The sequence below is a fragment of the Pseudomonas sp. TR47 genome (assembly GCF_044143025.1).
GTDB lineage: Bacteria > Pseudomonadota > Gammaproteobacteria > Pseudomonadales > Pseudomonadaceae > Aquipseudomonas > Aquipseudomonas putida_E.
Genome location: NZ_JBHFCS010000002.1, coordinates 37,518 through 61,918, shown reverse-complemented (window position 1 = coordinate 61,918; position 24,401 = coordinate 37,518). Strand labels below are relative to the sequence as shown.

The 24,401-nt window shown below is 64.0% G+C and carries 21 protein-coding genes; 15 read left to right on the top strand and 6 right to left on the bottom strand.

All coding sequences use genetic code 11. From position 1 onward, the window contains the following. Window positions 1-26: 26 nt before the first annotated feature. The 5 genes from ACEWE8_RS02845 to ACEWE8_RS02825 all read right to left on the bottom strand — a co-directional run bounded on the left by ACEWE8_RS02845 (window position 27) and on the right by ACEWE8_RS02825 (window position 5,459). Window positions 27-1,043, bottom strand: coding sequence for an ABC transporter permease (locus ACEWE8_RS02845; protein WP_046786151.1), 1,017 nt, complete (start codon window positions 1,041-1,043; stop codon window positions 27-29). Next, on the bottom strand, window positions 1,043-2,101 hold the full coding sequence (locus tag ACEWE8_RS02840; protein ID WP_039602125.1) for a microcin C ABC transporter permease YejB: 1,059 nt from the start codon (window positions 2,099-2,101) through the stop codon (window positions 1,043-1,045). Before ACEWE8_RS02840 ends, ACEWE8_RS02845 begins: the two co-directional genes overlap by 1 nt. After that, window positions 2,098-4,023 carry an extracellular solute-binding protein gene (locus tag ACEWE8_RS02835; RefSeq protein ID WP_080952110.1) on the bottom strand — a complete coding sequence of 642 codons (1,926 nt, stop codon included), beginning with the start codon at window positions 4,021-4,023 and terminating at the stop codon, window positions 2,098-2,100. The genes ACEWE8_RS02840 and ACEWE8_RS02835 overlap by 4 nt, the downstream gene beginning before the upstream one ends. A gap of 13 nt (window positions 4,024-4,036) precedes the next feature. Then, entirely contained in the window at window positions 4,037-4,318 is a 282-nt protein-coding gene (locus ACEWE8_RS02830; protein WP_039602126.1) for a peptidylprolyl isomerase, read from the bottom strand. A gap of 79 nt (window positions 4,319-4,397) precedes the next feature. Next, entirely contained in the window at window positions 4,398-5,459 is a 1,062-nt protein-coding gene (locus ACEWE8_RS02825; protein WP_046786152.1) for a 3-deoxy-7-phosphoheptulonate synthase, read from the bottom strand. 651 nt (window positions 5,460-6,110) lie between these two features. Between ACEWE8_RS02825 and benA the strand changes: the two genes are divergently transcribed. From benA to ACEWE8_RS02760, 13 genes are all read left to right on the top strand, one after another. Then, on the top strand, window positions 6,111-7,469 hold the full coding sequence (gene benA, locus ACEWE8_RS02820; RefSeq protein WP_046786153.1) for a benzoate 1,2-dioxygenase large subunit: 1,359 nt from the start codon (window positions 6,111-6,113) through the stop codon (window positions 7,467-7,469). Then, window positions 7,466-7,951, top strand: a complete 486-nt coding sequence (gene benB, locus ACEWE8_RS02815) for a benzoate 1,2-dioxygenase small subunit (RefSeq protein WP_012314560.1) — start codon at window positions 7,466-7,468, stop codon at window positions 7,949-7,951. The genes benA and benB overlap by 4 nt, the downstream gene beginning before the upstream one ends. Window positions 7,952-8,021: 70 nt before the next feature. Next, window positions 8,022-9,035, top strand: a complete 1,014-nt coding sequence (gene benC / locus ACEWE8_RS02810) for a benzoate 1,2-dioxygenase electron transfer component BenC (protein WP_046786154.1) — start codon at window positions 8,022-8,024, stop codon at window positions 9,033-9,035. A gap of 168 nt (window positions 9,036-9,203) precedes the next feature. Then, complete coding sequence (locus tag ACEWE8_RS02805) at window positions 9,204-9,965, top strand: 1,6-dihydroxycyclohexa-2,4-diene-1-carboxylate dehydrogenase (protein ID WP_046786155.1); 762 nt, start codon at window positions 9,204-9,206, stop codon at window positions 9,963-9,965. Window positions 9,966-10,019: 54 nt separating this feature from the next. Further along, on the top strand, window positions 10,020-11,342 hold the full coding sequence (locus ACEWE8_RS02800) for an aromatic acid/H+ symport family MFS transporter (protein WP_046786156.1): 1,323 nt from the start codon (window positions 10,020-10,022) through the stop codon (window positions 11,340-11,342). A gap of 29 nt (window positions 11,343-11,371) precedes the next feature. Then, the gene (locus ACEWE8_RS02795) at window positions 11,372-12,493 is read left to right on the top strand and encodes a muconate cycloisomerase family protein (RefSeq protein WP_046786157.1); all 1,122 of its coding nucleotides are present in this window, start codon (window positions 11,372-11,374) and stop codon (window positions 12,491-12,493) included. A gap of 18 nt (window positions 12,494-12,511) precedes the next feature. Next, complete coding sequence (gene catC / locus ACEWE8_RS02790; protein ID WP_046786158.1) at window positions 12,512-12,802, top strand: muconolactone Delta-isomerase; 291 nt, start codon at window positions 12,512-12,514, stop codon at window positions 12,800-12,802. A 39-nt stretch (window positions 12,803-12,841) separates the two neighbouring features. Further along, window positions 12,842-13,756: a catechol 1,2-dioxygenase gene (gene catA, locus ACEWE8_RS02785; protein ID WP_046786159.1), complete on the top strand. Its 915-nt coding sequence runs from the start codon at window positions 12,842-12,844 to the stop codon at window positions 13,754-13,756. Between the two features lie 127 nt (window positions 13,757-13,883). Next, window positions 13,884-15,083, top strand: a complete 1,200-nt coding sequence (locus ACEWE8_RS02780) for a benzoate/H(+) symporter BenE family transporter (protein ID WP_046786160.1) — start codon at window positions 13,884-13,886, stop codon at window positions 15,081-15,083. 53 nt (window positions 15,084-15,136) lie between these two features. Then, on the top strand, window positions 15,137-16,387 hold the full coding sequence (locus tag ACEWE8_RS02775) for an OprD family porin (protein WP_046786161.1): 1,251 nt from the start codon (window positions 15,137-15,139) through the stop codon (window positions 16,385-16,387). Between the two features lie 95 nt (window positions 16,388-16,482). Beyond that, complete coding sequence (locus tag ACEWE8_RS02770) at window positions 16,483-17,568, top strand: metal-dependent hydrolase (protein WP_046786162.1); 1,086 nt, start codon at window positions 16,483-16,485, stop codon at window positions 17,566-17,568. 3 nt (window positions 17,569-17,571) lie between these two features. Continuing rightward, a complete protein-coding gene (locus ACEWE8_RS02765; RefSeq protein WP_046786163.1) occupies window positions 17,572-18,273 on the top strand; it encodes a TraX family protein in 702 nt (233 codons plus the stop codon). A gap of 67 nt (window positions 18,274-18,340) precedes the next feature. Continuing rightward, entirely contained in the window at window positions 18,341-19,252 is a 912-nt protein-coding gene (locus ACEWE8_RS02760; protein WP_115274755.1) for a LysR family transcriptional regulator, read from the top strand. A gap of 84 nt (window positions 19,253-19,336) precedes the next feature. On the opposite strand, the gene ACEWE8_RS02755 is transcribed toward ACEWE8_RS02760, so the two are convergent. After that, entirely contained in the window at window positions 19,337-20,434 is a 1,098-nt protein-coding gene (locus ACEWE8_RS02755) for an alkene reductase (protein WP_046786165.1), read from the bottom strand. Between the two features lie 337 nt (window positions 20,435-20,771). On the opposite strand from ACEWE8_RS02755, the gene ACEWE8_RS02750 reads away from it, so the two are divergent. Further along, window positions 20,772-22,952 (top strand): PQQ-dependent dehydrogenase, methanol/ethanol family, encoded by a 2,181-nt coding sequence (locus ACEWE8_RS02750; protein WP_046786166.1) that lies wholly within the window; start codon window positions 20,772-20,774, stop codon window positions 22,950-22,952. 7 nt (window positions 22,953-22,959) lie between these two features. Then, window positions 22,960-24,393: an aldehyde dehydrogenase gene (aldA, locus tag ACEWE8_RS02745; protein WP_046786167.1), complete on the top strand. Its 1,434-nt coding sequence runs from the start codon at window positions 22,960-22,962 to the stop codon at window positions 24,391-24,393. Window positions 24,394-24,401: the final 8 nt, after the last annotated feature.

Here is a 24,401-nt window from a genome sequence, read left to right as displayed (position 1 = left end):
CTGAAACCTGTGATGGCAGTACCAGCCTAAACTCTCGGGTCGAAGGCCTCGCGCAAGGCATCCCCGATAAACACCAGCAATGACAGCACCACCGCCAGCGCAAAGAACGCCGTGAAGCCCAGCCAAGGGGCCTCCAGGTGCTGCTTGCCCTGGGTGACCAGCTCACCCAGCGAAGCACTCCCGGCCGGCATGCCAAAGCCCAGAAAGTCCAGCGCGGTCAGTGTAGTGATGGCCCCGGTGAGCATGAACGGCACGTAGGTCAGCGTGGCGTTCATCGCATTGGGCAGGATGTGCCTCAGCATCACCTGGCTGTCAGGCAGGCCCAGCGCGCGGGCGGCCTTCACGTACTCCAGGTTGCGCCCACGCAGGAACTCGGCCCGCACCACATCCACAAGGGTCAACCACGAGAACAGCGCCATGATCCCCAGCAGCCACCAGAAGTCCGGCTCGACGAAACCGCTGAGGATGATCAGCAGGTACAGCACCGGCAACCCCGACCACACCTCCAGCACGCGTTGCCCGAGCAGGTCCACCCAACCACCGTGGTAGCCCTGCAAGGCCCCGGCGATCACGCCGATCAGCACGCTGACCACCGTCAGGGCAAAGGCGAACAGCAGCGATACCCGGGTGCCGTACAACACCCGCGCGAGCACGTCGCGGCCCTGGTCGTCGGTACCCAGCCAGTTGCTGCTGCTCGGTGGGCTTGGGGTGGGTACTTGCAGGTCGTAGTTGGGTGTGTCGGCACTGAACGGAATCGGTGCGAACAGCATCCAGCCGCCCTGGCCCTCGATCAGCTGGCGGACATACGCGCTACGGTAGTCCGGCTGGAACGGCAGTTGGCCGCCGAACTGCTGCTCGCTGTAGCGTTTGAGCGCAGGCATGTACAGCTCGCCCTTGTAGCCAAGCAGCAAGGGTTTGTCGTTGGCGACGAGCTCTGCACCAAGGCTGAGCAGCAGCAGGCCTGCGAACAGCCACAACGACACCCAGCCACGGCGGTTGCGGCGAAAGCGTTGCAGGCGGCGACGCGAAACCGGCGAGAGCATCAGTGCGCCCTCGCGTCAAAGTCGATGCGCGGATCGAGCAAGGTATACGACAAGTCGCCGATCAGGCGGATCAGCAGGCCGGCCAGGGTGAAGATGAACAGTGTGCCGAACACTACCGGGTAGTCACGCGACACCGCTGCCTCGTAGCTCATGCGCCCGAGGCCATCGAGTGAAAAAATCACCTCGATCAGCAGGGATCCTGCGAAGAACACCGTGATCAGCGCCTGCGGCAAGCCTGCCAGCACCACCAGCATGGCATTGCGCAGCACGTGGCCATACAGGACGCGACGCTCGCTCAGGCCCTTGGCGCGGGCCGTGACCACGTACTGACGGGAGATTTCATCGAGGAAGGCGTTCTTGGTCAGCAATGTCAGTGTGGCGAAGCCGCCGACCACCAGTGCCCCCACCGGCAGCACCAGGTGCCAGAAGTAGTCGGCGACCTTGCCCAGCAGGCTGAGCTGGTCGAAGTTCTCCGAGACCAGGCCGCGTACCGGGAACCAGTTCAGCGAGGTGCCACCGGCGAACAGCACGATCAGCAGCAAGGCGAACAGGAAGGAGGGCAGGGCGTAACCGATCACGATCAGCGCACTGCTCCAGGCATCGAAGCGGCTGCCGTGGCGCACCGCCTTGCGGATGCCCAGCGGGATCGACACCAGGTAGGTGATCAACGTGGCCCAGAACCCCAGTGAAAGGGTCACCGGCAGCTTGTCCAGAATCAGGTCGGTGACCTTGGCGCCGCGGAAGAAGCTCTGGCCGAAATCCAGCCGTGCATACTGGCCGAGCATCAGCCACAGGCGCTCAGGGGCCGACTTGTCGAAGCCGTACTGGCGCTTGATCTCCTCGATCAGTTTCGGGTCCAGGCCCCGGGTGGCGCGGGATTCGCCATGAACCACGTCGGCCCGGGCGCCCGGTGCCCCGCCGCCGATGCCCTGCAGCCTGGCCACCGCCTGCTCCACCGGGCCACCGGGGGCCGCCTGGACGATGGCGAAGTTGACCAGCAGGATCGCCAGCAGCGTGGGGATGATCAGCAGCAGGCGGCGCAGGATATAGGACGTCATGGCGCAGCCTTCTGGCGCTCGGCCATCTGCGCGCTGGTCAGGGCGTTCGGGCTGATTTCCCACCAGCTGTCCAGCCCTTCGTCATAAGCAGGCTGGACCTTGGGCAGGCCGAAGCGGTTCCACCACACGGTCGAACTGCCTGGCGGGTAGTAGTTGGGGATCCAGTAGTAGTTCCACTGCAGCACACGGTCCAGCGCATGGGCGTGGCGCAGCATGTCAGCCTGGGTGTCGGCGCGCACCAGCCCGTCGATCAGGCTGTCCACCGCGGGGTCCTTGAGCACCATCAGGTTGTTCGAGCCTGGGTCGTTGGCTGCTGCAGACCCGAAGTAATTGTAGAGTTCGGCACCCGGTGAGAGGGTGGCCGGGTAGCCGGTGACGAGCATGTCGTAGTCGCGGGCCATCAGACGATTGACGTACTGGGCCGAGTCGACATTGCGGATGTTCAGGGTAACGCCGATCTGTGCCAGGTTACGTTTCCACGGCAGCAGCAAACGCTCAAGGCCGGCCTGGCCGTTGAGGAAGGTAAATGTCAGCGGCTGGCCCTCGGCGTTGACCAGGTGATCACCCTTAGGGTGCCAACCCGCCTGCTGCAGCAGGGCCAGGGCCTGCAGTTGCTGCGTGCGGATAATCCCCGAACCGTCGGTTGTGGGGGCTGTGAACACCTGGCTGAAGACTTCGCCCGGTACCTTGCCGCGCAGCGGCTCAAGCAGTTTCAGTTCATCGGCATCCGGCAATTCGCGCGCCGCCAGCGGGGTGTTGGAAAAAATACTCTGCTGGCGGATGTACAGGTTGCGCATCATCTGGCGGTTGCTCCACTCGAAGTCCCATAGCATGGCCAGCGCCTGGCGCACGCGGCGGTCCTTGAACTGCGGCCGGTCGAGGTTGAACACGAACCCCTGGGCGGTCTGTGGCTTGGCCGGGCCCAGGTGGGCGCGTTGCAGGCGGCCGTCATCCAGTTGTGCACCGTTGTAACCGAGGGTGAAGGCTGTGGCCGAGAACTCACGGTTGTAGTCGTAGCCACCGCCCTTGAGTACCTGGCGCGCCACCTCGGTATCACCAAAGTACTCGACGCGAATGCGTTCGAAGTTGAAACGGCCGCGGCTGACGGGCAAGTCCTTGGCCCACCAGTGCCGGTCACGCTCGAAGGTGACGCTGCGGCCATTGTCGATCCGCCCGATGCGGTAGGGGCCGCTGCCGACCGGTGTGTCGAAGCCGGCGCCGTTGGCGAAGTCGCGGCTGTTCCAGTCGTGTTCGGGCAGGACCGGCAAACTGGCAAGGTCCAGGGGCAGGGTGCGGCCGTGGGGTTGCTTGAAATCGAAACGCACGCGGTGCGGGCCTTCGACAGTGACGCCCGCCACATCGGCGAACTGGGTCCGGTATTTGAGGCTGCCCTCGCTCATCAGCTTGTCGTAACTGAAGCGCACATCCTCGGCACGCACGGGTTTGCCATCGGCAAAGGTGGCCCTGGGGTCGATGTAAAAACGTAGCCAGGCGTCTTGCGGGCCGCGTTCCATGCGCCGGGCGATCAGGCCATAGACGGTGTAGGGCTCATCGAATGAACGCACGGCCAGAGGGGCGTACAGCCAGCCATCGACCTGGCTGACGCCGATACCTTTGTCGATGTACGGCAGGATGTGGTCGAACTGACCGATTTCGGTGGCCGAGCGGCGCAGGATACCGCCCTTGGGGGCATCGGGGTTGACGTAGTCGAAGTGGCGGAACGTTTGGGCGTAGCGCGGGGCTTCACCGTAAACGGTGAGGGCGTGGGTCGGTTCGGCCAGGGCGGTAAAACCCATGCAGGCCAGCACGATCCCCAGAAACATCTGTGGGAGCGGGCTTGCCCGCGAAGAGGCCCGGCCAGGCAACGGCGTTGCCTGCACGGGCGCATTCGCGGGCAAAGCCGCTCCCACAGAGGTGGTCATGGTCAGCGTGGACTTAGTCCTGGCGGCTGGTCACTTCCAGCAGGTGGTAGCCGAACTGGGTCTTGACCGGGCCCTGCACGGTGTTGATCGGGGCGCTGAACACAACGGTATCGAATTCCTTGACCATCTGGCCTGGGCCGAACGAGCCCAGGTCACCGCCCTGGCGGCTGGACGGGCAGGTGGAGTTGGCTTTGGCGATTTCAGCGAAGTCGGCACCGGCTTCGATCTGGGCTTTGAGTTCGTTGCACTTGTCTTCGCTGCTGACGAGGATGTGGCGGGCAGTGGCGCGTGCCATGGGTACTACTCCTTGGGTGAAAAGGGCAAGCCTAGCGCACTTGCTTGGGAAATGTCTCGCAAGGCTTGCTGTACGCTTCCTACATACGCGCTGCGGCCTCACGCAGCAGGGTTTGTGTCGCTTCCCAGCCCAGGCAGCCATCGGTGATCGACACGCCGTACTTCAGCGGGCCCTTGCCCAAGGCCTGGCAACCGTCGAACAGGTGGCCTTCAAGCATCACCCCGACAATCGATGTGTCGCCGGCCAGGCGCTGAGCCAGCACGTCCTCGAACACTGCGGGCTGCCGTGCCGGGTCCTTGCCGCTGTTGGCATGGCTGCAATCGACCATGATCCGCGCCTGCAGGCCCGCCTTGGCCAGCCCTTGGCGGGCTTGGGCAATGCTGGTGCTGTCGTGGTTCGGGCCCTTGTGGCCGCCGCGCAGCACCAGGTGGGTATCCGGGTTGCCCAAGGTCTCGATGATCGCCGGGTAGCCTTGCGCATCCATACCGAAATGGCGGTGCGCGGCGGCGGCGCTGCGCATCGCGTCGCACGCGATGGCGACACCGCCATCGGTACCGTTCTTGAACCCGACCGGTAACTCCAGGCCGCTGACCATCTCACGGTGAACCTGCGATTCGGTGGTACGCGCGCCAATCGCCGCCCAGCCCAGCAGGTCATCGAAGTAACCGGCGACCATCGGCTGCAGCAGCTCTGTGGCGATCGGCAGGCCGCGTTCGATCATGTTCAGCATCAAGCCACGGGACAGGGCGATGCCGCCATGCATGTCGTCGCTGCCATCGAGGTGCGGATCGTATGCCAGGCCTTTCCAGCCCACCGTGGTGCGCGGTTTCTCCACGTAGGCGCGCATCACCAACAGCAACTTGTCGTCGACTTCGCGGCTCAGGGCCGCCAGGCGGTCGGCATATTCAAGGGCCGAGCGTGGGTCGTGGATCGAGCAGGGGCCGACGACCACCAGCAGGCGCGGATCGCGGCCTTCGAGGATGGCGCGAATGGCCTGGCGCTGGGCCTGGACTTGCTGGGCGTGTTCGATTGAAAGCGGCATCTGCTGCTTGAGCAGGTGCGGGCTGGGCAGGCGACGGCTGACAGTGGTGTTGGCAGCGTTTGGCTGGGTCAGGGGCAGAGCGAGGTTCGAGGCTTGCATGGCGTAGGTTCCCTGGGCGGACGGCGGGTTCTGACCCGCGCAGTCGGCCCCTATCGAGGTGTTCGACTGATCGTTGAATTCAGATTGGCTGCAGCATTGCCACCGTGGACGGACCGGTCGGAGGCGGCAGGCTGGCCCGAGCGGGATTGGCTAAATCGCCAGGCGTAGGTGCTTGCGTAGTAATAGGTGGCGTAGTTCATGAAAGTGTCCTCAGTGTGAATCGGGAATGTTCAAAGGCCTGAAAAGCAAAACCCCCGGTCGGGGAGCCGACCGGGGGTTTGAGTATTCTCATGTTCGGCGGCCCCTCGAAGGTGGGCGCCGTGTAGGTATCAGCGGCGCCTAGTGGCTAAACCAATACCCAAAATAAAAGCAGGCAGCAGCCTTGCAGCCGGCAACGGCCAGCACAGGGCGCAGGTTGCGACCGGTGTGGTTGGCGTGGTTGCGGGTGTGTTTCGGCATGTTGCTCTCCAGTTGATGAGCCCGAGCTTACTTCAGGTGGCAGGCACCGTTCAATGAATAATTTGCCATGCACCTGATCAATTTCTTTTGCCTTGCAGAAAACGGATAGCGCTTTGCACCCAGCGGATATTGCCGCCCGCCGGCACGCCCTAACCTGAGCCGGTCTGAACAATAACAATGGAGACCCTGGCCATGTCCCTGGGATTCGACTACCTCAATGCCATGCTCGAGGACGACCGTGAAAAGGGCATCTACCGCTGCAAGCGCGAGATGTTCACCGACCCACGCCTGTTCGACCTGGAGATGAAACACATCTTCGAGGGCAACTGGATCTACCTGGCCCACGAAAGCCAGATCCCCGAGAAAAACGACTTCCTCACCCTGACCATGGGGCGCCAGCCGATCTTCATCGCGCGCAACAAGGACGGTGAGCTCAATGCCTTCCTCAATGCCTGCAGCCACCGCGGCGCCATGCTCTGCCGGCACAAGCGCGGAAACCGCGCGAGCTATACCTGCCCGTTCCATGGCTGGACCTTCAACAACAGCGGCAAGCTGCTCAAGGTCAAGGATCCGGGCAACGCCGGCTACCCCGACAGTTTCAACTGCGACGGCTCCCACGACCTGACCAAGGTTGCCCGGTTCGAATCCTACCGCGGCTTCCTGTTCGGCAGCCTCAACGCCGATGTCAAGCCGCTGGCCGAACACCTGGGCGAATCGGCCAAGATCATCGACATGATCGTTGACCAGTCCCCCGAGGGCCTGGAGGTACTGCGCGGGGCCAGTTCGTACATCTACGAAGGCAACTGGAAGCTGACCGCCGAGAACGGCGCCGACGGCTACCATGTCAGCTCCGTGCACTGGAACTACGCCGCCACCCAGAACCAGCGCAAGCAGCGCGAGGCGGGTGAAGAGATCAAGACCATGAGCGCTGGTGCATGGGCCAAGCAGGGGGGTGGTTTCTACTCCTTCGACCACGGCCACCTGCTGCTCTGGACCCGTTGGGCCAACCCCGAAGACCGCCCGGCCTTCGAACGCCGCGAACAACTCGCCGCAGACTTCGGCCAGGCTCGTGCCGACTGGATGATCGAGAACTCGCGCAACCTGTGCCTGTACCCCAACGTCTACCTGATGGACCAGTTCAGCTCGCAGATCCGCATCGCTCGGCCGATATCGGTGAACAAGACCGAGATCACCATCTACTGCATCGCGCCCAAGGGCGAGAGCGCCGAGGCCCGTGCCAGGCGCATTCGTCAGTACGAAGACTTCTTCAACGTCAGTGGCATGGCCACCCCCGACGATCTCGAGGAGTTTCGCTCCTGCCAGACCGGTTACGGCGGTGGTACCGGCTGGAACGACATGTCGCGCGGCGCGGCGCACTGGGTCGAGGGGGCCGACGAAGCCGCTCGCGAAATCGAGCTCAGCCCGCTGCTGTCTGGCGTGCGCACCGAGGACGAGGGCCTGTTCGTGCTGCAGCACAAGTACTGGCAGGACACCATGCTCAAGGCCCTTGAGGACGAGCAGCAACTGATCCCTGTGGAGGCCGTGCAATGAGCCTTCATGAGACCGTGCGCGACTTCCTGTACCGCGAAGCGCGCTACCTGGACGATGCACAGTGGGACCAGTGGCTGGAACTGTATGCCAGCGATGCAAGCTTCTGGATGCCCGCGTGGGATGACGACGACCGCCTCACCACCGACCCGCAAAGCGAGATCTCGCTGATCTGGTACGGCAACCGTGGCGGCCTCGAAGACCGGGTGTTCCGCATAAAGACCGAGCGTTCCAGTGCGACCGTGCCCGACACCCGCACCTCGCACAACATCAGCAACATCGAGATCGTCGAGCAGGGCGAAGGCTACTGCCAGGTGCGCTTCAACTGGCACACGCTGAGTTTTCGCTACAAGACCACCGACAGCTACTTCGGTACGAGCTTCTACACCCTGGACCTGCGCGGCGAACAGCCGCTTATCAAGGCCAAGAAGGTGGTGCTGAAGAACGACTACGTGCGCCAGGTCATCGACATCTACCACATCTGAACCGAGGTTACGCGAACGGCCCGGTGTGCCCCATGGCGCGCCGTGGCCAGGTTCGCCCGCGAGGTGCAACATGAGCTTCCAGATCGCGCTTAATTTCGAAGACGGGGTAACCCGCTTCATCGAGGCCAGCGGCCATGAAACCGTCGCCGACGCCGCCTACCGCCAGGGCATCAATATCCCGCTGGACTGCCGCGATGGCGCCTGCGGTACCTGCAAGTGCAAGGCTGAATCCGGCCGTTATGACCTGGGCGACAACTTCATCGAAGACGCCCTCAGTGCAGACGAAATCGCCGAAGGCTATGTACTGACCTGCCAGATGCGCGCCGAAAGCGACTGCGTGGTACGCATCCCGGCGTCTTCGCAACTGTGCAAGACCGAACAGGCCAGCTTCCAGGCCGCCATCAGTGATGTGCGCCAGCTGTCGGCCAGTACCATCGCCCTGTCGATCAAGGGTGAATCGCTCAACAGGCTGGCTTTCTTGCCTGGGCAGTACGTCAACCTCACGGTGCCCGGCAGCGACCAGAGCCGCGCCTACTCCTTCAGTTCGTTGCAGAAGGACGGTGAAGTCAGCTTCCTGATTCGCAACGTGCCGGGCGGGCTGATGAGCAGCTTCCTCACCAGCCTGGCCAAGGCCGGCGACAACATGAGCCTGGCCGGGCCCTTGGGCAGCTTCTACCTGCGCCCGATCCAGCGCCCTTTGCTGCTGCTGGCTGGTGGCACGGGCCTGGCCCCGTTCACGGCGATGCTTGAGAAGGTCGCCGAACAGGGTAGCGAGCACCCCCTGCACCTGATCTATGGGGTGACCAACGACTTCGACCTGGTCGAGCTGGACCGTTTGCACGCCCTGGCTGCGCGCATCCCCAACTTCACCTTCAGCGCCTGTGTGGCCAACCCCGAAAGCCATTACCCGCAAAAGGGTTACGTCACCCAGCACATCGAGCCGCGCCACCTCAATGATGGCGATGTCGACGTGTACCTGTGCGGCCCGCCACCGATGGTCGAGGCGGTCAGCCAGTACATCCGCGAGCAGGGCATCACCCCGGCCAACTTCTACTACGAGAAGTTCGCGGCAGCGGCGGCCTGAGTTTCCTTGGGGCCGCCCCATCGTGCGGGTGAAGGTGGCCTCCTTTTCTTCCAAAGCCGGCAGTTGGGCCTGAGAGCACCGCTGTACCTGTGGAAGCCGGCTTGCCGGCGATGGGGCCAGTGCAGGCCAGGCAAGGTTGTGCCTGATAACAGGATAAGGAAGTAGCAGATGAACAACCGATTCCATAACAAAGTAGCCCTGGTCACCGGCGCCGCCCAAGGCATCGGCCGTGGTGTGTGCTGGCGGCTCAAGGCCGAAGGCGCGCAGGTGGTGGCCGTGGACCGCTCCGAACTGGTCCACGAACTGGCCGGGGAGGGCGTGCTGACGCTGATCGCCGACCTTGAGCAGTACACCGACTGTGCCCGCGTCATGGCCTCGGCGGTAGAAGCGTTCGGTCGCATCGACATTCTGGTCAACAACGTTGGTGGCACCATCTGGGCCAAGCCGTTCGAACACTATGAAGTGGCGCAGATCGAGGCCGAAGTTCGCCGCTCGCTGTTCCCCACCCTGTGGTGCTGCCACGCGGCGCTCCCGTACATGCTCGAACGCGGCACCGGCGCCATCGTCAACGTCTCCTCGATTGCCACCCGCGGCGTCAACCGTGTGCCCTACGGCGCGGCCAAAGGCGGGGTCAATGCACTGACCGCGTGCCTTGCCTTCGAAACCGCCGGCCGCGGCATCCGGGTCAACGCTACCGCGCCCGGCGGCACCGAGGCACCACCCCGGCGGGTGCCACGCAATGAAGCCGAGCAGAGCGAACAAGACAAGCGCTGGTATCAGCAGATCGTCGACCAGACCCTGGACAGCAGCCTGATGCACCGCTACGGCAGCATTGACGAACAGGTTGGCGCGATCCTTTTCCTGGCCAGCGACGAGGCGTCCTACATCACCGGCGTGACCCTGCCGGTGGGGGGCGGCGACCTCGGCTGAGCAGCACCCCAAAGGCAGTTTTACTCCACAAAAAAAACAACAGAGACAGATGCCATGCGAACCCTTGACGTTCACCCGATCATCGACAACGCCCGTTTCACCGCCTTCCACTGGATGGTCATGGCCTGGTGCGGCCTGCTGCTGGTCTTTGACGGCTACGACCTGTTCATCTACGGCGTGGTACTGCCGGTGATCATGAAAGAATGGGGCCTGACCCCTTTGCAGGCCGGTGCCCTGGGCAGCTATGCGCTGTTCGGCATGATGTTCGGTGCCCTGGCTTTCGGCAGCCTGGCCGACCGGATCGGGCGCAAGAAAGGGATTGCCATCTGTTTCGCCCTGTTCTCGGGGGCGACCATCCTCAACGGCTTTGCCAGCAGCCCCAGCGAGTTCGGCATCTATCGCTTCATCGCCGGCCTTGGCTGCGGCGGTTTGATGCCCAATGCCGTGGCGCTGATGAACGAATACGCGCCCAAGCGCCTGCGCAGCACGCTGGTGGCAATCATGTTCAGCGGTTATTCGCTGGGTGGGATGCTTTCGGCGGGCGTGGGTATCTTCATGCTGCCACGCTTCGGTTGGGAGTCGATGTTCTTCGCCGCCGCAGTGCCGCTGCTGCTGTTGCCGGTGATCCTGTATTACCTGCCCGAGTCGATTGGCTTTCTGGTGCGCCAGGGCCGTACCGACGAGGCGCGCACGTTGCTCAAGCGCCTAGCCCCGCACTGCGATGTGCAGGCTGACGACCAATTGCTGGCGACTGACCGCAAAGGTAACGGCGGTTCAGTGCTGGACCTGTTCCGCAATGGCCTGGCCACCCGCACCCTGGCCCTGTGGCTGGCGTTCTTCTGCTGCCTGTTGATGGTCTACGCGCTCAGCTCGTGGCTGCCGAAACTGATGGCCAACGCCGGCTACAGCCTGGGCTCGAGCCTGTCCTTCCTGCTGGCACTGAACTTCGGCGGCATGGCCGGGGCAATTCTGGGTGGCTGGCTGGGCGATCGCTACAACCTGGTGAAAGTGAAAGTCGCGTTCTTCCTGGCAGCTGCCGTGTCGATCAGCCTGCTCGGGGTCAACAGCCCGATGCCGGTGCTGTACCTGCTGATCTTCATCGCCGGCGCCACCACCATCGGCACGCAGATCCTGCTGTACGCCGGTGCTGCGCAGCTTTACGGCCTTGCGGTGCGCTCCACCGGCCTGGGCTGGGCCTCGGGCATCGGCCGCAACGGCGCCATCGTCGGGCCATTGCTCGGCGGTGCGCTGATGGGGATCAACCTGCCGCTGCAACTCAATTTCATCGCCTTCGCCATCCCTGGTGCAATCGCCGCGCTGGCCATGGCCGTGCACCTGGCCAGCAGCCGGCGTCACGCCCTGGCCGCGACGGCCTGACCTTACTACTGACTGAACGGGAGCTTTTCATGACAAGCCCAACCATTGAACGGCTGGAGGCGATCATCGTCGACCTGCCCACCATCCGCCCGCACAAGCTGGCCATGCACACCATGCAGCAGCAAACCCTGGTAGTCCTGCGCCTGCGTTGCAGCGACGGTGTGGAAGGTATCGGCGAGGCCACCACCATCGGCGGCCTGGCTTACGGCTACGAAAGCCCCGAGGGCATCAAGGCCAATATCGACGCGCATCTGGCGCCGGCGCTGGTGGGCATGGCTGCCGACAACATCAATGCCGCCATGCTCAAGCTCGACAAGTTGGCCAAGGGCAACACCTTCGCCAAATCCGGTATCGAGAGCGCCTTGCTCGATGCCCAGGGCAAACGCCTGGGGCTGCCGGTCAGTGAGCTGCTGGGCGGGCGCGTGCGCGACAGCCTTGAGGTGGCCTGGACCCTGGCCAGCGGTGACACGGCATGTGACATCGCCGAGGCCGAGCACATGCTGGAGGTTCGCCGCCACCGGGTGTTCAAGCTGAAGATCGGCGCCAACCCCCTGGCACAGGACCTGAAACATGTGGTGGCGATCAAGCGTGAGCTGGGCGAGCGCGCCAGTGTGCGGGTCGACGTCAACCAGTACTGGGACGAATCCCAGGCCATTCGCGCCTGCCAGGTGCTGGGTGACAACGGTATCGACCTCATCGAACAGCCGATCTCACGCATCAACCGCAGCGGCCAGGTGCGCCTGAACCAGCGCAGCCCTGCGCCGATCATGGCCGACGAGTCCATCGAAAGCGTGGAGGACGCGTTCAGCCTGGCTGCGGACGGTGCCGCCAGCATCTTCGCCCTGAAAATCGCCAAGAACGGCGGCCCGCGTGCCGTGCTGCGCACCGCACAGATTGCCGAAGCGGCCGGCATCGCCCTGTACGGCGGCACCATGCTCGAAGGCTCTATCGGCACCTTGGCTTCGGCACACGCCTTCCTCACGGTACGCCAGTTGACCTGGGGTACCGAGCTGTTCGGGCCGCTGCTGCTGACCGAAGAGATCGTCAACGAGCCGCCGCAGTACCACGACTTCCAGCTGCACGTGCCACGTACCCCAGGCCTGGGCCTGACCCTCGACGAACACCGCCTGGCGCGCTTCGCCCGCCGCTGACATCAAAGGAGAACCCCCATGCTGTTCCACGTGAAGATGACCGTGAAGCTGCCGGTCGACATGGACCCGGCCAAGGCCAGGCAACTGAAGGCCGACGAGAAGGAACTTGCCCAGCGCCTGCAGCGCGAGGGCACCTGGCGTCACCTGTGGCGCATCGCCGGGCACTACGCCAACTACAGCGTGTTCGACGTGCCCAGCGTCGAGGCGCTGCACGACACGCTGATGTTGCTGCCGCTGTTTCCGTACATGGATATCGAGGTCGACGGCCTGTGCCGTCACCCGTCATCGATCCACGCCGACGACCGCTGAAACACGCCTTTCGCACAAGAACAAGACGAGATAACCATCATGACCGTGAAAATTTCCCACACTGCCGACGCCCAGAAGTTTTTCGAAGAAGCAGCAGGCTTTGGTAACGACAACGGCAGCCCACGCCTTAAACGCATCGTTCAGCGTGTGCTGCAGGACACCGCCCGCCTGATCGAAGACCTGGAAATCAGCGAAGACGAGTTCTGGCTGGCTGTGGACTACCTCAACCGCCTCGGCGGCCGTGGCGAGGCCGGGCTGCTGGTAGCGGGGCTGGGGATCGAGCACTTCCTCGACCTGCTGCAGGATGCCAAGGATGCCGAGGCAGGCCTGAGCGGTGGCACCCCGCGCACCATCGAAGGCCCGCTGTACGTTGCCGGCGCGCCCATCGCCCAAGGCGAGGTGCGTATGGATGACGGCAGCGAGGAGGGCGTGGCCACGGTCATGTTCCTCGAAGGCCAGGTGCTCGACCCCCACGGCCAGCCGCTGGCCGGTGCCACCGTTGACCTGTGGCATGCCAACACCCGTGGTACCTACTCGTTCTTCGACTCGAGCCAGTCCGAGTACAACCTGCGCCGACGCATCGTCACCGACGCCGAAGGCCGCTACCGCGCGCGCTCCATCGTGCCCTCGGGCTATGGCTGCGACCCGCAGGGGCCGACCCAGGAATGCCTGGACCTGCTGGGCCGCCATGGCCAGCGCCCGGCGCATGTGCACTTCTTCATCTCGGCGCCGGGGCACCGGCACCTGACCACACAGATCAACCTGTCTGGCGACAAGTACCTGTGGGATGACTTTGCCTATGCCACGCGCGATGGGCTGGTCGGTGAGGTGGTGTTCCGTGAGGGGGCCGACGGGCGCTATGCCGAACTCAAGTTCGACTTCCAGTTGCAGAAGGCGCTGCAAGGCGCGGATGAGCAGCGCAGCGGGCGGCCTCGGGCCTTGCAGGAAGGCTAAGTCTGGATCGCGGGCACGCCGGCGCCTGCAGGAACAGCGCAGGCACTGAACTCAGCGGTGTCTGGGGAGCGGCTTGCCGGCGATCAAGCGCAAAGCCCTTGTAACCCACTACTGCAGCGAGAGGCCCATGAAAAACCTGATCAAGGACTGCTCCCTTTCCGCCATCGTCGCAGGGTGCCTTGCGACGATGATTTCCTACGCCGGCCCGCTGGTGATCATCTTTCACGCCGCCGAAGCCGCCGGCTTGGCCCCGGGCCTGCTGTCTTCCTGGGTTTGGTCCATCTCCATGGGCAGCGCTGTACTCGGCGGTTTGTTGAGCCTGTACTACCGGGTACCCATAGTGATCGCCTGGTCCATCCCGGGCTCGGCACTGTTGGTCACGGCCTTGCCCCAACTGGGACTGGAGCAGGCAGTAGGGGCATATCTGGTGGCCAACCTGGTCCTGCTGCTGATCGGCATCAGCGGGGCCTTCGACCGCATCATCGCGCGCCTGCCGGGCTCGATCGCCGCCGGCATGCAGGCCGGCATTCTGTTCAGCTTCGGCACCGAGGTGTTCCGGGCATTGCCGGTGCAGCCGGGGCTGGTGCTGGCGATGTTCGTTGCCTATGTGCTGATGCGCAGGCTGCAACCGCGCTACGCCGTGGCCGCGGTGTTGTGTGTGGGTGCCGTTGTCACCTTTGCCAGTGGCGCACTGCGCAGCGAGGCACTGGTGTTGGAACTGGCCTCGGCGCAGTGGATCACACCGCAGTTCAGCCTTGCGGCGCTGTTCAGCCTGGCACTGCCGATGGTGCTGGTGGCGCTGACCGGGCAATTCATGCCGGGCATGGCGGTGCTGCGCAACGCAGGCTATGCAACGCCCGCCAGCCCGTTGATCAGCGCCAGTGCCATCGGCGGAGCCTTGTTGGCGCCGTTCGGTTGCCATGGCCTGAACCTCGCTGCCGTCACCGCCAGCCTGTGCACGGGCCACGAGGCCCATGACAACCCGCGCCGGCGCTATGTCGCGGCGGTCGCCGGCAGTGCGCTGTACCTGTTGCTGGGCATCGCCGGGGCGACACTGATGTCGCTGTTCGCCGCCTTTCCTGCTGCTTTGATAGCCGCGCTGGCCGGGCTTGCGCTGTATGGCGCGATCAGCGACGCCTTGGCCCGCAGCCTGGCTGAGCCGCAAGAGCGCGACGCCGGCTTGTTCACCTTCCTGGTCACCGCTTCGGGGGTGTCTTTCCTTGGCCTTTCGGCAGCGTTCTGGGGGCTGCTGTTCGGCCTGCTGGCACACGCGCTGCTCAGGCTGCGTCGCCCGCATGCCCAGGAGGCCCTGCGCCGTTCACCTTGAAACTCGTATTACCAACGCTTTACCCATAACAACAAGATCAAGAGAGCTTCGGAATGAACCAAACCCCTTGCGTCGCCATCGGGCTGACCCTGCTCAGCCAACCGTTATCCGCCGCCGAAGGCGGTTTCTTCGAGGATGCCAAAGCCAGCCTCAGCGCCCGCAACTACTACTTCAGCCGTGACTTTTCCGACATCGTCGGCGCCAATCAGCAGTCCAAGGCCCAGGAGTGGGCGCAGGGCTTCATCCTTGACTTCAAGTCCGGCTACACGCAAGGCACCGTAGGCGTTGGGGTCGACGCGCTGGGCGTGCTGGGCATCAAGCTCGACAGCAGCCCTGACCGGGCCAATACAGGGCTGCTGCCAGTGCACGGTGATGGCAGGGCCGGCGACGAATACAGCCGCCTGGCTCCTACGTTCAAGGCACGGGTATCCAAAACCGAATTGCGCGTCGGTGAACTGCAGCCCAACCTGCCGGTGCTGACCTTTAGCGATATCCGGCTGTTGCCGCCCACTTACCAGGGCGTCAGCCTCAGCACGTCCGAACTGGACGGCCTGACGGTGCAGGCCGGGCATCTCACCGGCTCGCACCTGCGTAACGAAGGCGGCGACGGCAAGATGAACGCCATGCTCGGCCATGTGCCCCAGCGCCAGGTCGAGAGCGACGCATTCAACTATGTCGGGGGCGACTACGCGTTCAACGGCAACCAGAGCAGCGCCAGCCTCTGGTACGGGCAACTGGAAGACGTCTATGCCCAGGGCTTTGTCGGGTTCAAGCACAGCAAGCCGCTAGGGGACTGGGTGCTCAGTGCCAACCTGGGCTATTTCACCGCCCGTGAGCAAGGTGATGCGTTGCTGGGCACCATCGACAACCAGGCATTCTTTTCGCTGCTCACTGCTAGGCGAGGGGGGCACAGCTTCCACGCGGGGTACCAGGCGATGTACGGCGACAGCCCGTTCCCTCGGGTGTTCGCCAACATTTCGCCGCTGGGCAATGAGGTGCCGACGTATGAGTTTGCCTACACCGATGAGCGCTCCTATCAGCTGCGCTATGACTACAACTTCGCAGCCATGGGCATCCCGGGGCTGACGGCGACGGTGCGCTACCTCACCGGTAACAACGTCGATACCGGCCAAGGGTACGAGGGCAAGGATCGCGAACGTGATATCGATCTGGGTTATGCGGTGCAGAGCGGTGTATTCAAAGGGCTGGGGATTAGGGTGAGGAATGCCATGGCGCGGTCCAATTACCGTAGCGATATCGATGAAAACCGGTTGATCCTGGTGTACACCTGGCAGCTGTTCTAAGCCCGTACCGGCCACGCGTTGTCACACAGCAGCAATTGCATCACCGGGGTTCGCAGGGTTAGGTTTCCTGTATTGCCCACTCAGGAAACCTTCCCTTGGACTCCATTACCCAAGCCGTACTCGGCGCCGCGCTGCAAGGCACAGTGCTTGGCCGTATCCAGGGCCGCCGCTCGTTGATCTACGGCGCCGCACTGGGCACCGTGCCGGACCTGGACGTGGTCATCCGCTACGCCGACCCGGTGTCGCAAATGACCTACCACCGCGGCTTCTCCCACTCGATCTTCGTGCTGACCGGCCTGGCCCTGTTGCTCGCCTGGCTGGTCAACCGGCTGGGCCGCACGCGCTGGCCTGACAAAGGCTACACCTTGCCCAGGCTGTTCCTGGCGTTCTGGCTGGTACTGGTGACCCACCCGATCCTCGATTCATTCACGGTATACGGCACGCAGCTGTTCTGGCCGTTGCAGTTCACCCCGCAAAGCTGGGCCAGCGTGTTCATCATTGACCCGGTGTACACCGTGCCGCTGCTGGCGGCCGTGCTCTACGCCGCTATCAGGGGCGCGAGCGGCAAGGCGTTGCGCCTGATGAGCCTGGCCCTGGTGTTCAGCACGGCTTACCTGGGGTTCGGCCTGGCCGGCCGCATGGCCGCCGAGCAGCGTTTCCAGGCTGCCCTCGAGCAGCAGGGGATTGTCGCAAACGAGGTGCGCGCGGTACCGATCGCGTTCAACAGCCTGGTCTGGCGCGTGCTGGCCAAGACCCCGGATGGCGATTATTACGAAGGCGTCAGTAGTGTTTTCGACCGTGCGCCACCGGAAATGCAGCGCCTGCCGCGTAACCTGCAGCTTGCCACCGCATTGGTCGATGCCCCCCTGCTGCAGCGCCTGCGCTGGTTTACCGATGACTGGTTACGCTATGACGAGGTGGACGGCGCGCTTGTCGTGACCGACCTGCGCATGGGTATCCCCGGCAACTACACCTTCCGCTTCAACATGGCCCATCGCGATGGGCAGGGTCACTGGATTGCCCACACGCCAAGCGTGTGGCGGGGCAGCGGGGTCGGTGGGATGTTCAACCGCCACGATCTGACGCTGATCTGGCGCCGCATCCTCGACCAGCAACCACCGTTGCCATTGGCCGCCTGGACCACCCAATACCTGCATCAGGCCGACGGCCCCGGGCGCTGAGGCGTGCGCTCAGCGGGGTTGGACCTGGTCAAGTGGACGGCCATCGTAACCATGGTTGCCGACCACGTACGTTTCCTCTGGCCGGCTGCCGAGGGGCTGTTCATTGTCGGTCGCCTGGCCTTCCCATTGTTCTGCCTGGCGATCGCAGTGAATGTCGGGCGCAGCACACCGGGCCGGCTGTTTACCCGTGCCAACCTGCGCTACCTGGGCTGGATGCTGGCTTTCATGGTGCTGTCTGAAGGGCCCTATCGTTGGCTGGACCCTGCTACCCAGACCTTCAGCGTGATCCCCACTCTGACCTTGGGGCTGCTGGTGGCCTGGGCTGTGCACCACCCCCCGGCGTCAGCGCGGCTAATCGGCCTTGGCGCCGTACTGATTGCAACCGGGTGCAGCGCGCAACTGATGTACGGGTTGCCCGGCGTACTGCTGCCTGCGGCCTGGCTGATGGCTCGCAGCCGAGGGGGAGTGGCCTGGCTGCTGCCGTGCCTGTTGGCTGTGGCGGGCAACCTGACCAACAGCTGGTTGTTCGAGCACCTGCTGGCACCGGTCACTTTGCTGACCATGGCCGCTGCGGCCCTGGCCATACCTGTCGGGTGCATGTTGCTGCGCCACGACCACTGGCCTGTGCCTGCGGTGGGGCGCTGGGGGTATCTGTTCTACCCGTTGCACTTGCTGGTCATCAAGGCACTGCAGTGGATGCTGTAACGAGGCCCTTGCAATACTGCAATACGCACCCATTTAAGCGGGTCTTCAGTATCCGCAGGAACCTGACATGGAACCCAACCGCTTCGGCGACATCACCGCTTTCGTCAGTGCGGCGAAGGCGGGCAGTTTTACCGCTGCAGCGGCGAGCCTGGGGCTGACCCGTTCAGCCGTGGGCAAGAGCATCGCGCGCCTGGAGGCGCGTATGGCGGTACGCCTGCTCAACCGTACCACGCGCAAATTGAGCCTGACCGATGAGGGTTTGGTGGCGTATGAGCGCTGGCGGCAGATTCTCGATGACCTGGACGAGGTGGAAAGCACCATGGCCCAGCGGCGTGGCAAGCCCACCGGCACGCTGCGCCTGACCGCCCCGCTGTCGTTGGGCCAGCGGCATGTGCTGCCGGTCCTCGATGCTTACCTCAAGCAGTGGCCGGAACTGCGCGCTGACATTCGTTTTACCGACCGTTTCGTCGATCTGGTCGAGGAGGGCGTGGACGTGGCCGTACGGATCGGCGCACCCAAGGAAGACTCACAGTTGCTCACTCGCACTGTGGCCTGGCAGCAGTTCGTCACCTGTGCTTCGCCCGATTATTTGCGCCAGCACGGGGTGCCGCAGGTGCCGGCAGACCTTTACGGGCATGACAAGATCGCCTTCCTGACAGGGGAAAAATCCATGCCCTGGCGCTTTCACACGCCAGAGGGCCTGCACCTGTGCGAGGAGCCCGGGCGGCTCAATATCGACAGCTCCGAAGCCATGCTCGATGGCGCACGGGCAGGGTTCGGGCTGATTCACCTGCCCACCTACATCACCGGGGAGGACCTTCGCGCGGGCACGCTGGTGGAAGTGTTGCACGCCTACAGGCCACCGGCGGACCCTATTCGCGTGGTGTACCCGAGCAAACGCCACCTGTCTCCGCGAGTACGGGGGTTCATCGACCTGCTGGTGGCGAGTTGGGAGCAGGGAGTGCCTTGGGAGCAGTGATCGCGAATGTCAGGCCCCTGATGCCGGGTTCATTCCCGGCACACCTACAGCGTCTGGTCCGCAGGCGCGGGGCCCGTCATGCCATCAAGCCTGTTTCAGGAACGGATAATCCGTATACCCCTCAGGCCCGTTTGCATAGTCGAACTGCGCCCGATGCTCATTCAGTGGCGCCTGAACCCGCAGGCGTTCCACCAGGTCCGGGTTGGCGATGAAGCTGCGCCCGAACGCCACGGCATCGATCAACCCACGCCCGATCAGGTCTTCGCCTTTCTCTGCGGTATAGGCACCTGCGGCAATGATTACCCCTGGGTAAGCCGCCCGAATAGCCTCACGGAACGTATCGCGCAGCGGCTTGCCACCAGCCCAGTCCGGCTCGGACAGGTGCAGGTAGGCCAGGTTGCGCTTGGCCAGTTCCTTGATCAGGTACAGCCCTGCTGCCTCTTGATCTTCGCCATTGTCCACGCCATTGAAACCACCCAACGGGAAAATGCGGATACCCACGCGCTCGGCGCTCCAACCGGCAATGGCGGCATCCACCGCTTCGAGCACAATACGGGCGCGGTTCTCGACACTGCCGCCATATCGGTCCTCGCGCTGGTTGGCGCTGGGGGTGAGGAACTGGTGCAACAGATAGCCGTGAGCGGCATGCAATTCGATGAAGTCGAAGTCGGCCTCGCGAGCATTGACCGCTGCCTGGCCGAAATCGGCGACGATGCCGGCGATCTCTTCCTCGCTCAGGGCACGCGGTACGGAGGTCTCAGTGCGCAGCAGGTTGCCTTGCTCGTCACGCAACGTGGTACGGGCATTGGCAGGTAGGGCGCAGGGCGCCACTGGCGCCTTGCCACCAGGCTGCAAGGTCGTGTGCGAAACACGGCCGGTGTGCCAGACCTGCACGGCGCTGTGGCCGCCTGCAGCATGAATGCCTTCGTTTACCAGGCGCCACGCGGCAATCTGCTCGGCGGTATGAATGCCTGGTGAACCCGAGTAGCCCTTGGCCTGGAAGGAGATTTGCGTAGCCTCGGTAATGATCAGGCCTGCACTGGCACGCTGGGCGTAGTACTCGGCCATCATCGGGGTGGGTACATCCCCAGGCTCCAGGCTGCGCAGGCGGGTGAGGGGCGCCATGAACACGCGGTTGGGCAACGTCAGTGGGCCGATCTGCAAGGGTTGGAAGAGTTTCATTGCCGCTCCGAAGGTGAAAGAACCAATGGCGCGCACGATACCGGGATGATTGGGGAATGGGGGGACCGGCACCCCGGCGGCAGGCTCCCCAATGGCTTTGATCACGCAGGTCAACACACTTTTCTGGGCCGAGGGAGCGGCTGGCACACCTGTGTCATGTCTGCAGCAGCTGTTTCATCGTTGCGCCAGTCCGTGCTGCCTGGCGATTGCCGGCAGTGCAGCGTCGAACCGCTCTGGCATGGCGGTTTGGCAAGCTCATTGTGCCAATGGCACAGCCGTTGCTCTGTGTGTTACCGACGCCTGATGCGGTGTCCATAACAAGAACGGAGAACCGAGCATGAATCGAACAGGCCCGCACCGTCGGCCTCTGCCGCACTTGCTGAGCTGCCTGGCCTTGAGCCTGGCGTGCAGCGCACCTGCCTTCGCCGCCGAAGTCGACGGCCAGCGCATCATCGACGCCGACAAGGAACCCGGCAACTGGATGAGCCACGGCCGTACCTATGACGAGCAGCGCTACAGCCCGCTCAAGGCGATCAACCAGGGCAACGTCAACCAGCTCGGCCTTGCCTGGAGCTACAAGCTCGACCTTGACCGTGGCGTGGAGGCTACACCGATCGTGGTTGACGGGGTGATGTACACCACCGGGCCGTTTTCGGTGGTGTACGCCCTGGACGCGCGCAATGGCACGCTGCTGTGGAAGTACGACCCGCAGTCTGACCGCCACCGCGCCGGTGAGGCCTGTTGTGACGCGGTCAACCGAGGGGTGGCGGTGTGGCAGGGCAAGGTCTACGTGGGTGTGCTCGATGGCCGCCTGGAGGCGATCGATGCCAAGACCGGCAAGCGCGTGTGGTCGGTGGACACCCGCGATGACGACAAACGCAGCTATACCATCACCGGGGCGCCGCGGGTGGTCAACGGCAAGGTGATCATCGGCAATGGCGGTGCCGAATTCGGTGTGCGCGGCTACGTGACCGCATATGACGCCGAAACCGGCAAACAGGCCTGGCGCTTCTTCACCGTGCCGGGCGACCCCAAGCTGCCGCCCGAGAACAAAGCCATGGAGATCGCCAGCAAGACCTGGCACGGCGACGCGTATGTCGAGTGGGGTGGCGGCGGTACGGCCTGGGATTCGTTCGCCTACGACCCGGAGCTCAACCTGTTGTATATCGGCGTGGGCAATGGCTCGATGTGGGACCCGAAATGGCGCAGCCAGGCCAAGGGCGACAACCTGTTCCTTTCCTCGATCGTCGCGGTCAATGCCGACACCGGCGAATACGCCTGGCACTACCAGACCACGCCAGGCGATGCCTGGGACTTCACCGCCACCCAGCACATGATCCTGGCCGAGCTGCCCATTGACGGCAAACCGCGCAAAGTGCTGATGCAGGCGCCGAAAAACGGCTTCTTCTATGTGCTGGACCGTGCCACCGGTGAGCTGCTGTCGGCGAAGAACATCGTGCCGGTCAACTGGGCCAAAGGCATCGACATGAAGACCGGGCGGCCGATCATCGACGATGAGGCGGCGGCCTACTGGAAGGACGGCAAGCGCAAGCTGGTGACCCCGGCTTTCTGGGGCGCCCATGATTGGCACCCAATGTCCTACAACCCCGACACGGGCCTGGTGTACATCCCGGCGCATATCATGTCGGCCTACTACGAGCACATCCCCGAGGCGCCCAAGCGCAACCCGTTCAAGAGCGTTTACCAGTTGGGGCTGCGCACCGGCATGATGCCTGAAGGCGCCGAAGGCCTGCTGGACATGGCCAAGAGCTGGTCGGGCAAGCTGATCGCCTGGGACCCGGTCAAGCAGGCGCCGGCGTGGGAGGTGCCGTACATCACCATCTTCAACGGCGGCACCCTGAGCACTGGCGGCAACCTGGTGTTCGAAGGCAGCGCCGATGGCCGGGTGATCGCCTATGCCGCCGATTCGGGCAAAAAGCTCTGGGAGTCGCCCGCCGCCAGCGGCGTGATGGCTGCCCCGATCACCTATTCGGTGGACGGCGAGCAGTACGTGACGTTCATGGCCGGCTGGGGCGGGGCGTTTTCCACCTTCGCCGGCGCGTTGTCGCTGCGCGCCGGGGTGCAGCCGTTCGCCCAGGTGCTGACCTACAAGATCGGCGGTACCGCCAAGTTGCGTGAGCCGGCGCCACCGGCCGACGCACCGGAGCCGCCCGCGTTGACCGCCGATGCGCAAACGGTCGCTGCCGGGGCCGCCCTGTATGACGGCAACTGCTCGCAATGCCACGGTATCCACGCCGTCAGTGGTGGTGTGCTGCCCGACCTGCGCAAGCTCACTGCCGAAAAGCACCAGATGTTCCTCGGCATCCTCTATGGCGGCAGGGTACCCGATGGCATGCCTTCGTTCGCCGACAACCTCAAACCCGAGCAGGTCGAGCAGGTGCACCAGTACCTGATCAAGCGCGCCCATGACTTGAAGGCCGAAGGCGATGCGTGGCAGCGGTTCAGCGCCAAGCCCGTCGCCCAACCGCCCCTGGCCGACAACACACCGCAGGAGTGACACGAGCATGACAGACACGACCTACCAGAACTTCATCGACAACGCGTTTGTACCCAGCGAGGCACTGATCGAGGTCTACAACCCGGCCAACGCCCAGTTGCTGGGGCGGGTGCCAGAAACACCGGCCGAACAGGTGGAGCGCGCCATCGCAGCAGCACGCAAGGCGCAAAAGGGCTGGGCGGCGAAGACAGCCATTGAACGGGCAGGCTACTTGCGCCAGATCGCCGCCAAGGTGCGGGCCAATGCCGACCGGCTGGCGCGGATCATTACCCAGGAGGGCGGCAAGGTGCCGGCGCTGGCCCAGGTCGAGGTCAACTTTACCGCTGACTACCTTGACTATATGGCCGAATGGGCGCGCCGCCTGGAGGGCGAGGTACTCAGCAGCGACCGCGCCCACGAACACATCTTCCTGATGCGCAAGCCACTGGGCGTGGTGGCGGGGATTCTGCCGTGGAACTTCCCGTTCTTCCTCATCGCACGCAAGATGGCGCCGGCGCTGCTCACCGGCAATACCATCGTGATCAAGCCCAGTGAGGAAACCCCCATCAATTGCTACGCGTTCGCCCAGTTGGTGGCCGAGACAGACTTGCCCGCAGGCGTGTTCAACGTGGTGGGCGGCAAAGGGGCGAGCGTCGGTCACGGGCTGTCGAGCCATGCTGGTGTCGACCTGGTGAGCTTCACCGGCAGCGTGGCTACCGGCGCGCGGATCATGGCCGCGGCCGCACCGAACATTACCAAGCTCAACCTCGAACTGGGCGGCAAGGCCCCGGCGATCGTGCTGGCTGACGCCGACCTGGACCTTGCGGTGAAAGCCATCGTCGCCTCGCGCGTGATCAACACCGGCCAGGTCTGCAACTGTGCCGAACGGGTGTATGTGGAGCGCAAGGTGGCCGACGCCTTCGTCGACAAGGTAGGCCAGGCCATGGCGGCCATCCGCTATGGCGACCCCTCGCGCCAGGCCGATCTGGACATGGGGCCGCTGATCAACCAGGCCGGCCTCGACAAGGTGGCGCAGATGGTGCGCACGGCCGTAGGGCAGGGCGCCCAGTTGGTGACCGGGGGGCAGGTCGCCGACCTCGGCGCCGGGTTCCATTATCAGCCGACTGTGCTCGCCGGCTGTGCTGCGGACATGGAGATCATGCGCAAGGAGATCTTCGGACCGGTATTGCCGATCCAGGTGGTCGACGATCTGGACGAAGCGATTGCCTTGGCCAATGACAGTGAGTATGGGCTGACCTCATCGCTCTATACCCGTGACCTGAATGCAGCGCTGAAGGCTTGCCGCGAGATCGACTTTGGCGAGACCTACATCAACCGCGAGAATTTCGAAGCCATGCAGGGCTTCCACGCCGGTGCGCGCAAGTCCGGCATCGGCGGGGCGGATGGCAAGCATGGGCTGTATGAGTACACGCGCACCCAGGTGGTGTACATCCAGGGGTAAGTCTTCAC

What these genes read in the sequence shown, in the direction of transcription:
- ACEWE8_RS02775 (WP_046786161.1), top strand. Translation starts at nt 15,137, where the DNA reads ATGAACCAAACCCCTTGCGTCGCCATCGGGCTGACCCTGCTCAGCCAA.
- catA (WP_046786159.1), top strand. Translation starts at nt 12,842, where the DNA reads ATGACCGTGAAAATTTCCCACACTGCCGACGCCCAGAAGTTTTTCGAA.
- ACEWE8_RS02750 (WP_046786166.1), top strand. Translation starts at nt 20,772, where the DNA reads ATGAATCGAACAGGCCCGCACCGTCGGCCTCTGCCGCACTTGCTGAGC.
- ACEWE8_RS02835 (WP_080952110.1), bottom strand. Translation starts at nt 4,023, where the DNA reads ATGACCACCTCTGTGGGAGCGGCTTTGCCCGCGAATGCGCCCGTGCAG.
- ACEWE8_RS02780 (WP_046786160.1), top strand. Translation starts at nt 13,884, where the DNA reads ATGAAAAACCTGATCAAGGACTGCTCCCTTTCCGCCATCGTCGCAGGG.
- catC (WP_046786158.1), top strand. Translation starts at nt 12,512, where the DNA reads ATGCTGTTCCACGTGAAGATGACCGTGAAGCTGCCGGTCGACATGGAC.
- ACEWE8_RS02845 (WP_046786151.1), bottom strand. Translation starts at nt 1,043, where the DNA reads ATGCTCTCGCCGGTTTCGCGTCGCCGCCTGCAACGCTTTCGCCGCAAC.
- ACEWE8_RS02825 (WP_046786152.1), bottom strand. Translation starts at nt 5,459, where the DNA reads ATGCAAGCCTCGAACCTCGCTCTGCCCCTGACCCAGCCAAACGCTGCC.
- ACEWE8_RS02840 (WP_039602125.1), bottom strand. Translation starts at nt 2,101, where the DNA reads ATGACGTCCTATATCCTGCGCCGCCTGCTGCTGATCATCCCCACGCTG.
- benA (WP_046786153.1), top strand. Translation starts at nt 6,111, where the DNA reads ATGTCCCTGGGATTCGACTACCTCAATGCCATGCTCGAGGACGACCGT.
- ACEWE8_RS02760 (WP_115274755.1), top strand. Translation starts at nt 18,341, where the DNA reads ATGGAACCCAACCGCTTCGGCGACATCACCGCTTTCGTCAGTGCGGCG.
- aldA (WP_046786167.1), top strand. Translation starts at nt 22,960, where the DNA reads ATGACAGACACGACCTACCAGAACTTCATCGACAACGCGTTTGTACCC.
- ACEWE8_RS02755 (WP_046786165.1), bottom strand. Translation starts at nt 20,434, where the DNA reads ATGAAACTCTTCCAACCCTTGCAGATCGGCCCACTGACGTTGCCCAAC.
- benB (WP_012314560.1), top strand. Translation starts at nt 7,466, where the DNA reads ATGAGCCTTCATGAGACCGTGCGCGACTTCCTGTACCGCGAAGCGCGC.
- ACEWE8_RS02795 (WP_046786157.1), top strand. Translation starts at nt 11,372, where the DNA reads ATGACAAGCCCAACCATTGAACGGCTGGAGGCGATCATCGTCGACCTG.
- ACEWE8_RS02805 (WP_046786155.1), top strand. Translation starts at nt 9,204, where the DNA reads ATGAACAACCGATTCCATAACAAAGTAGCCCTGGTCACCGGCGCCGCC.
- ACEWE8_RS02800 (WP_046786156.1), top strand. Translation starts at nt 10,020, where the DNA reads ATGCGAACCCTTGACGTTCACCCGATCATCGACAACGCCCGTTTCACC.
- benC (WP_046786154.1), top strand. Translation starts at nt 8,022, where the DNA reads ATGAGCTTCCAGATCGCGCTTAATTTCGAAGACGGGGTAACCCGCTTC.
- ACEWE8_RS02830 (WP_039602126.1), bottom strand. Translation starts at nt 4,318, where the DNA reads ATGGCACGCGCCACTGCCCGCCACATCCTCGTCAGCAGCGAAGACAAG.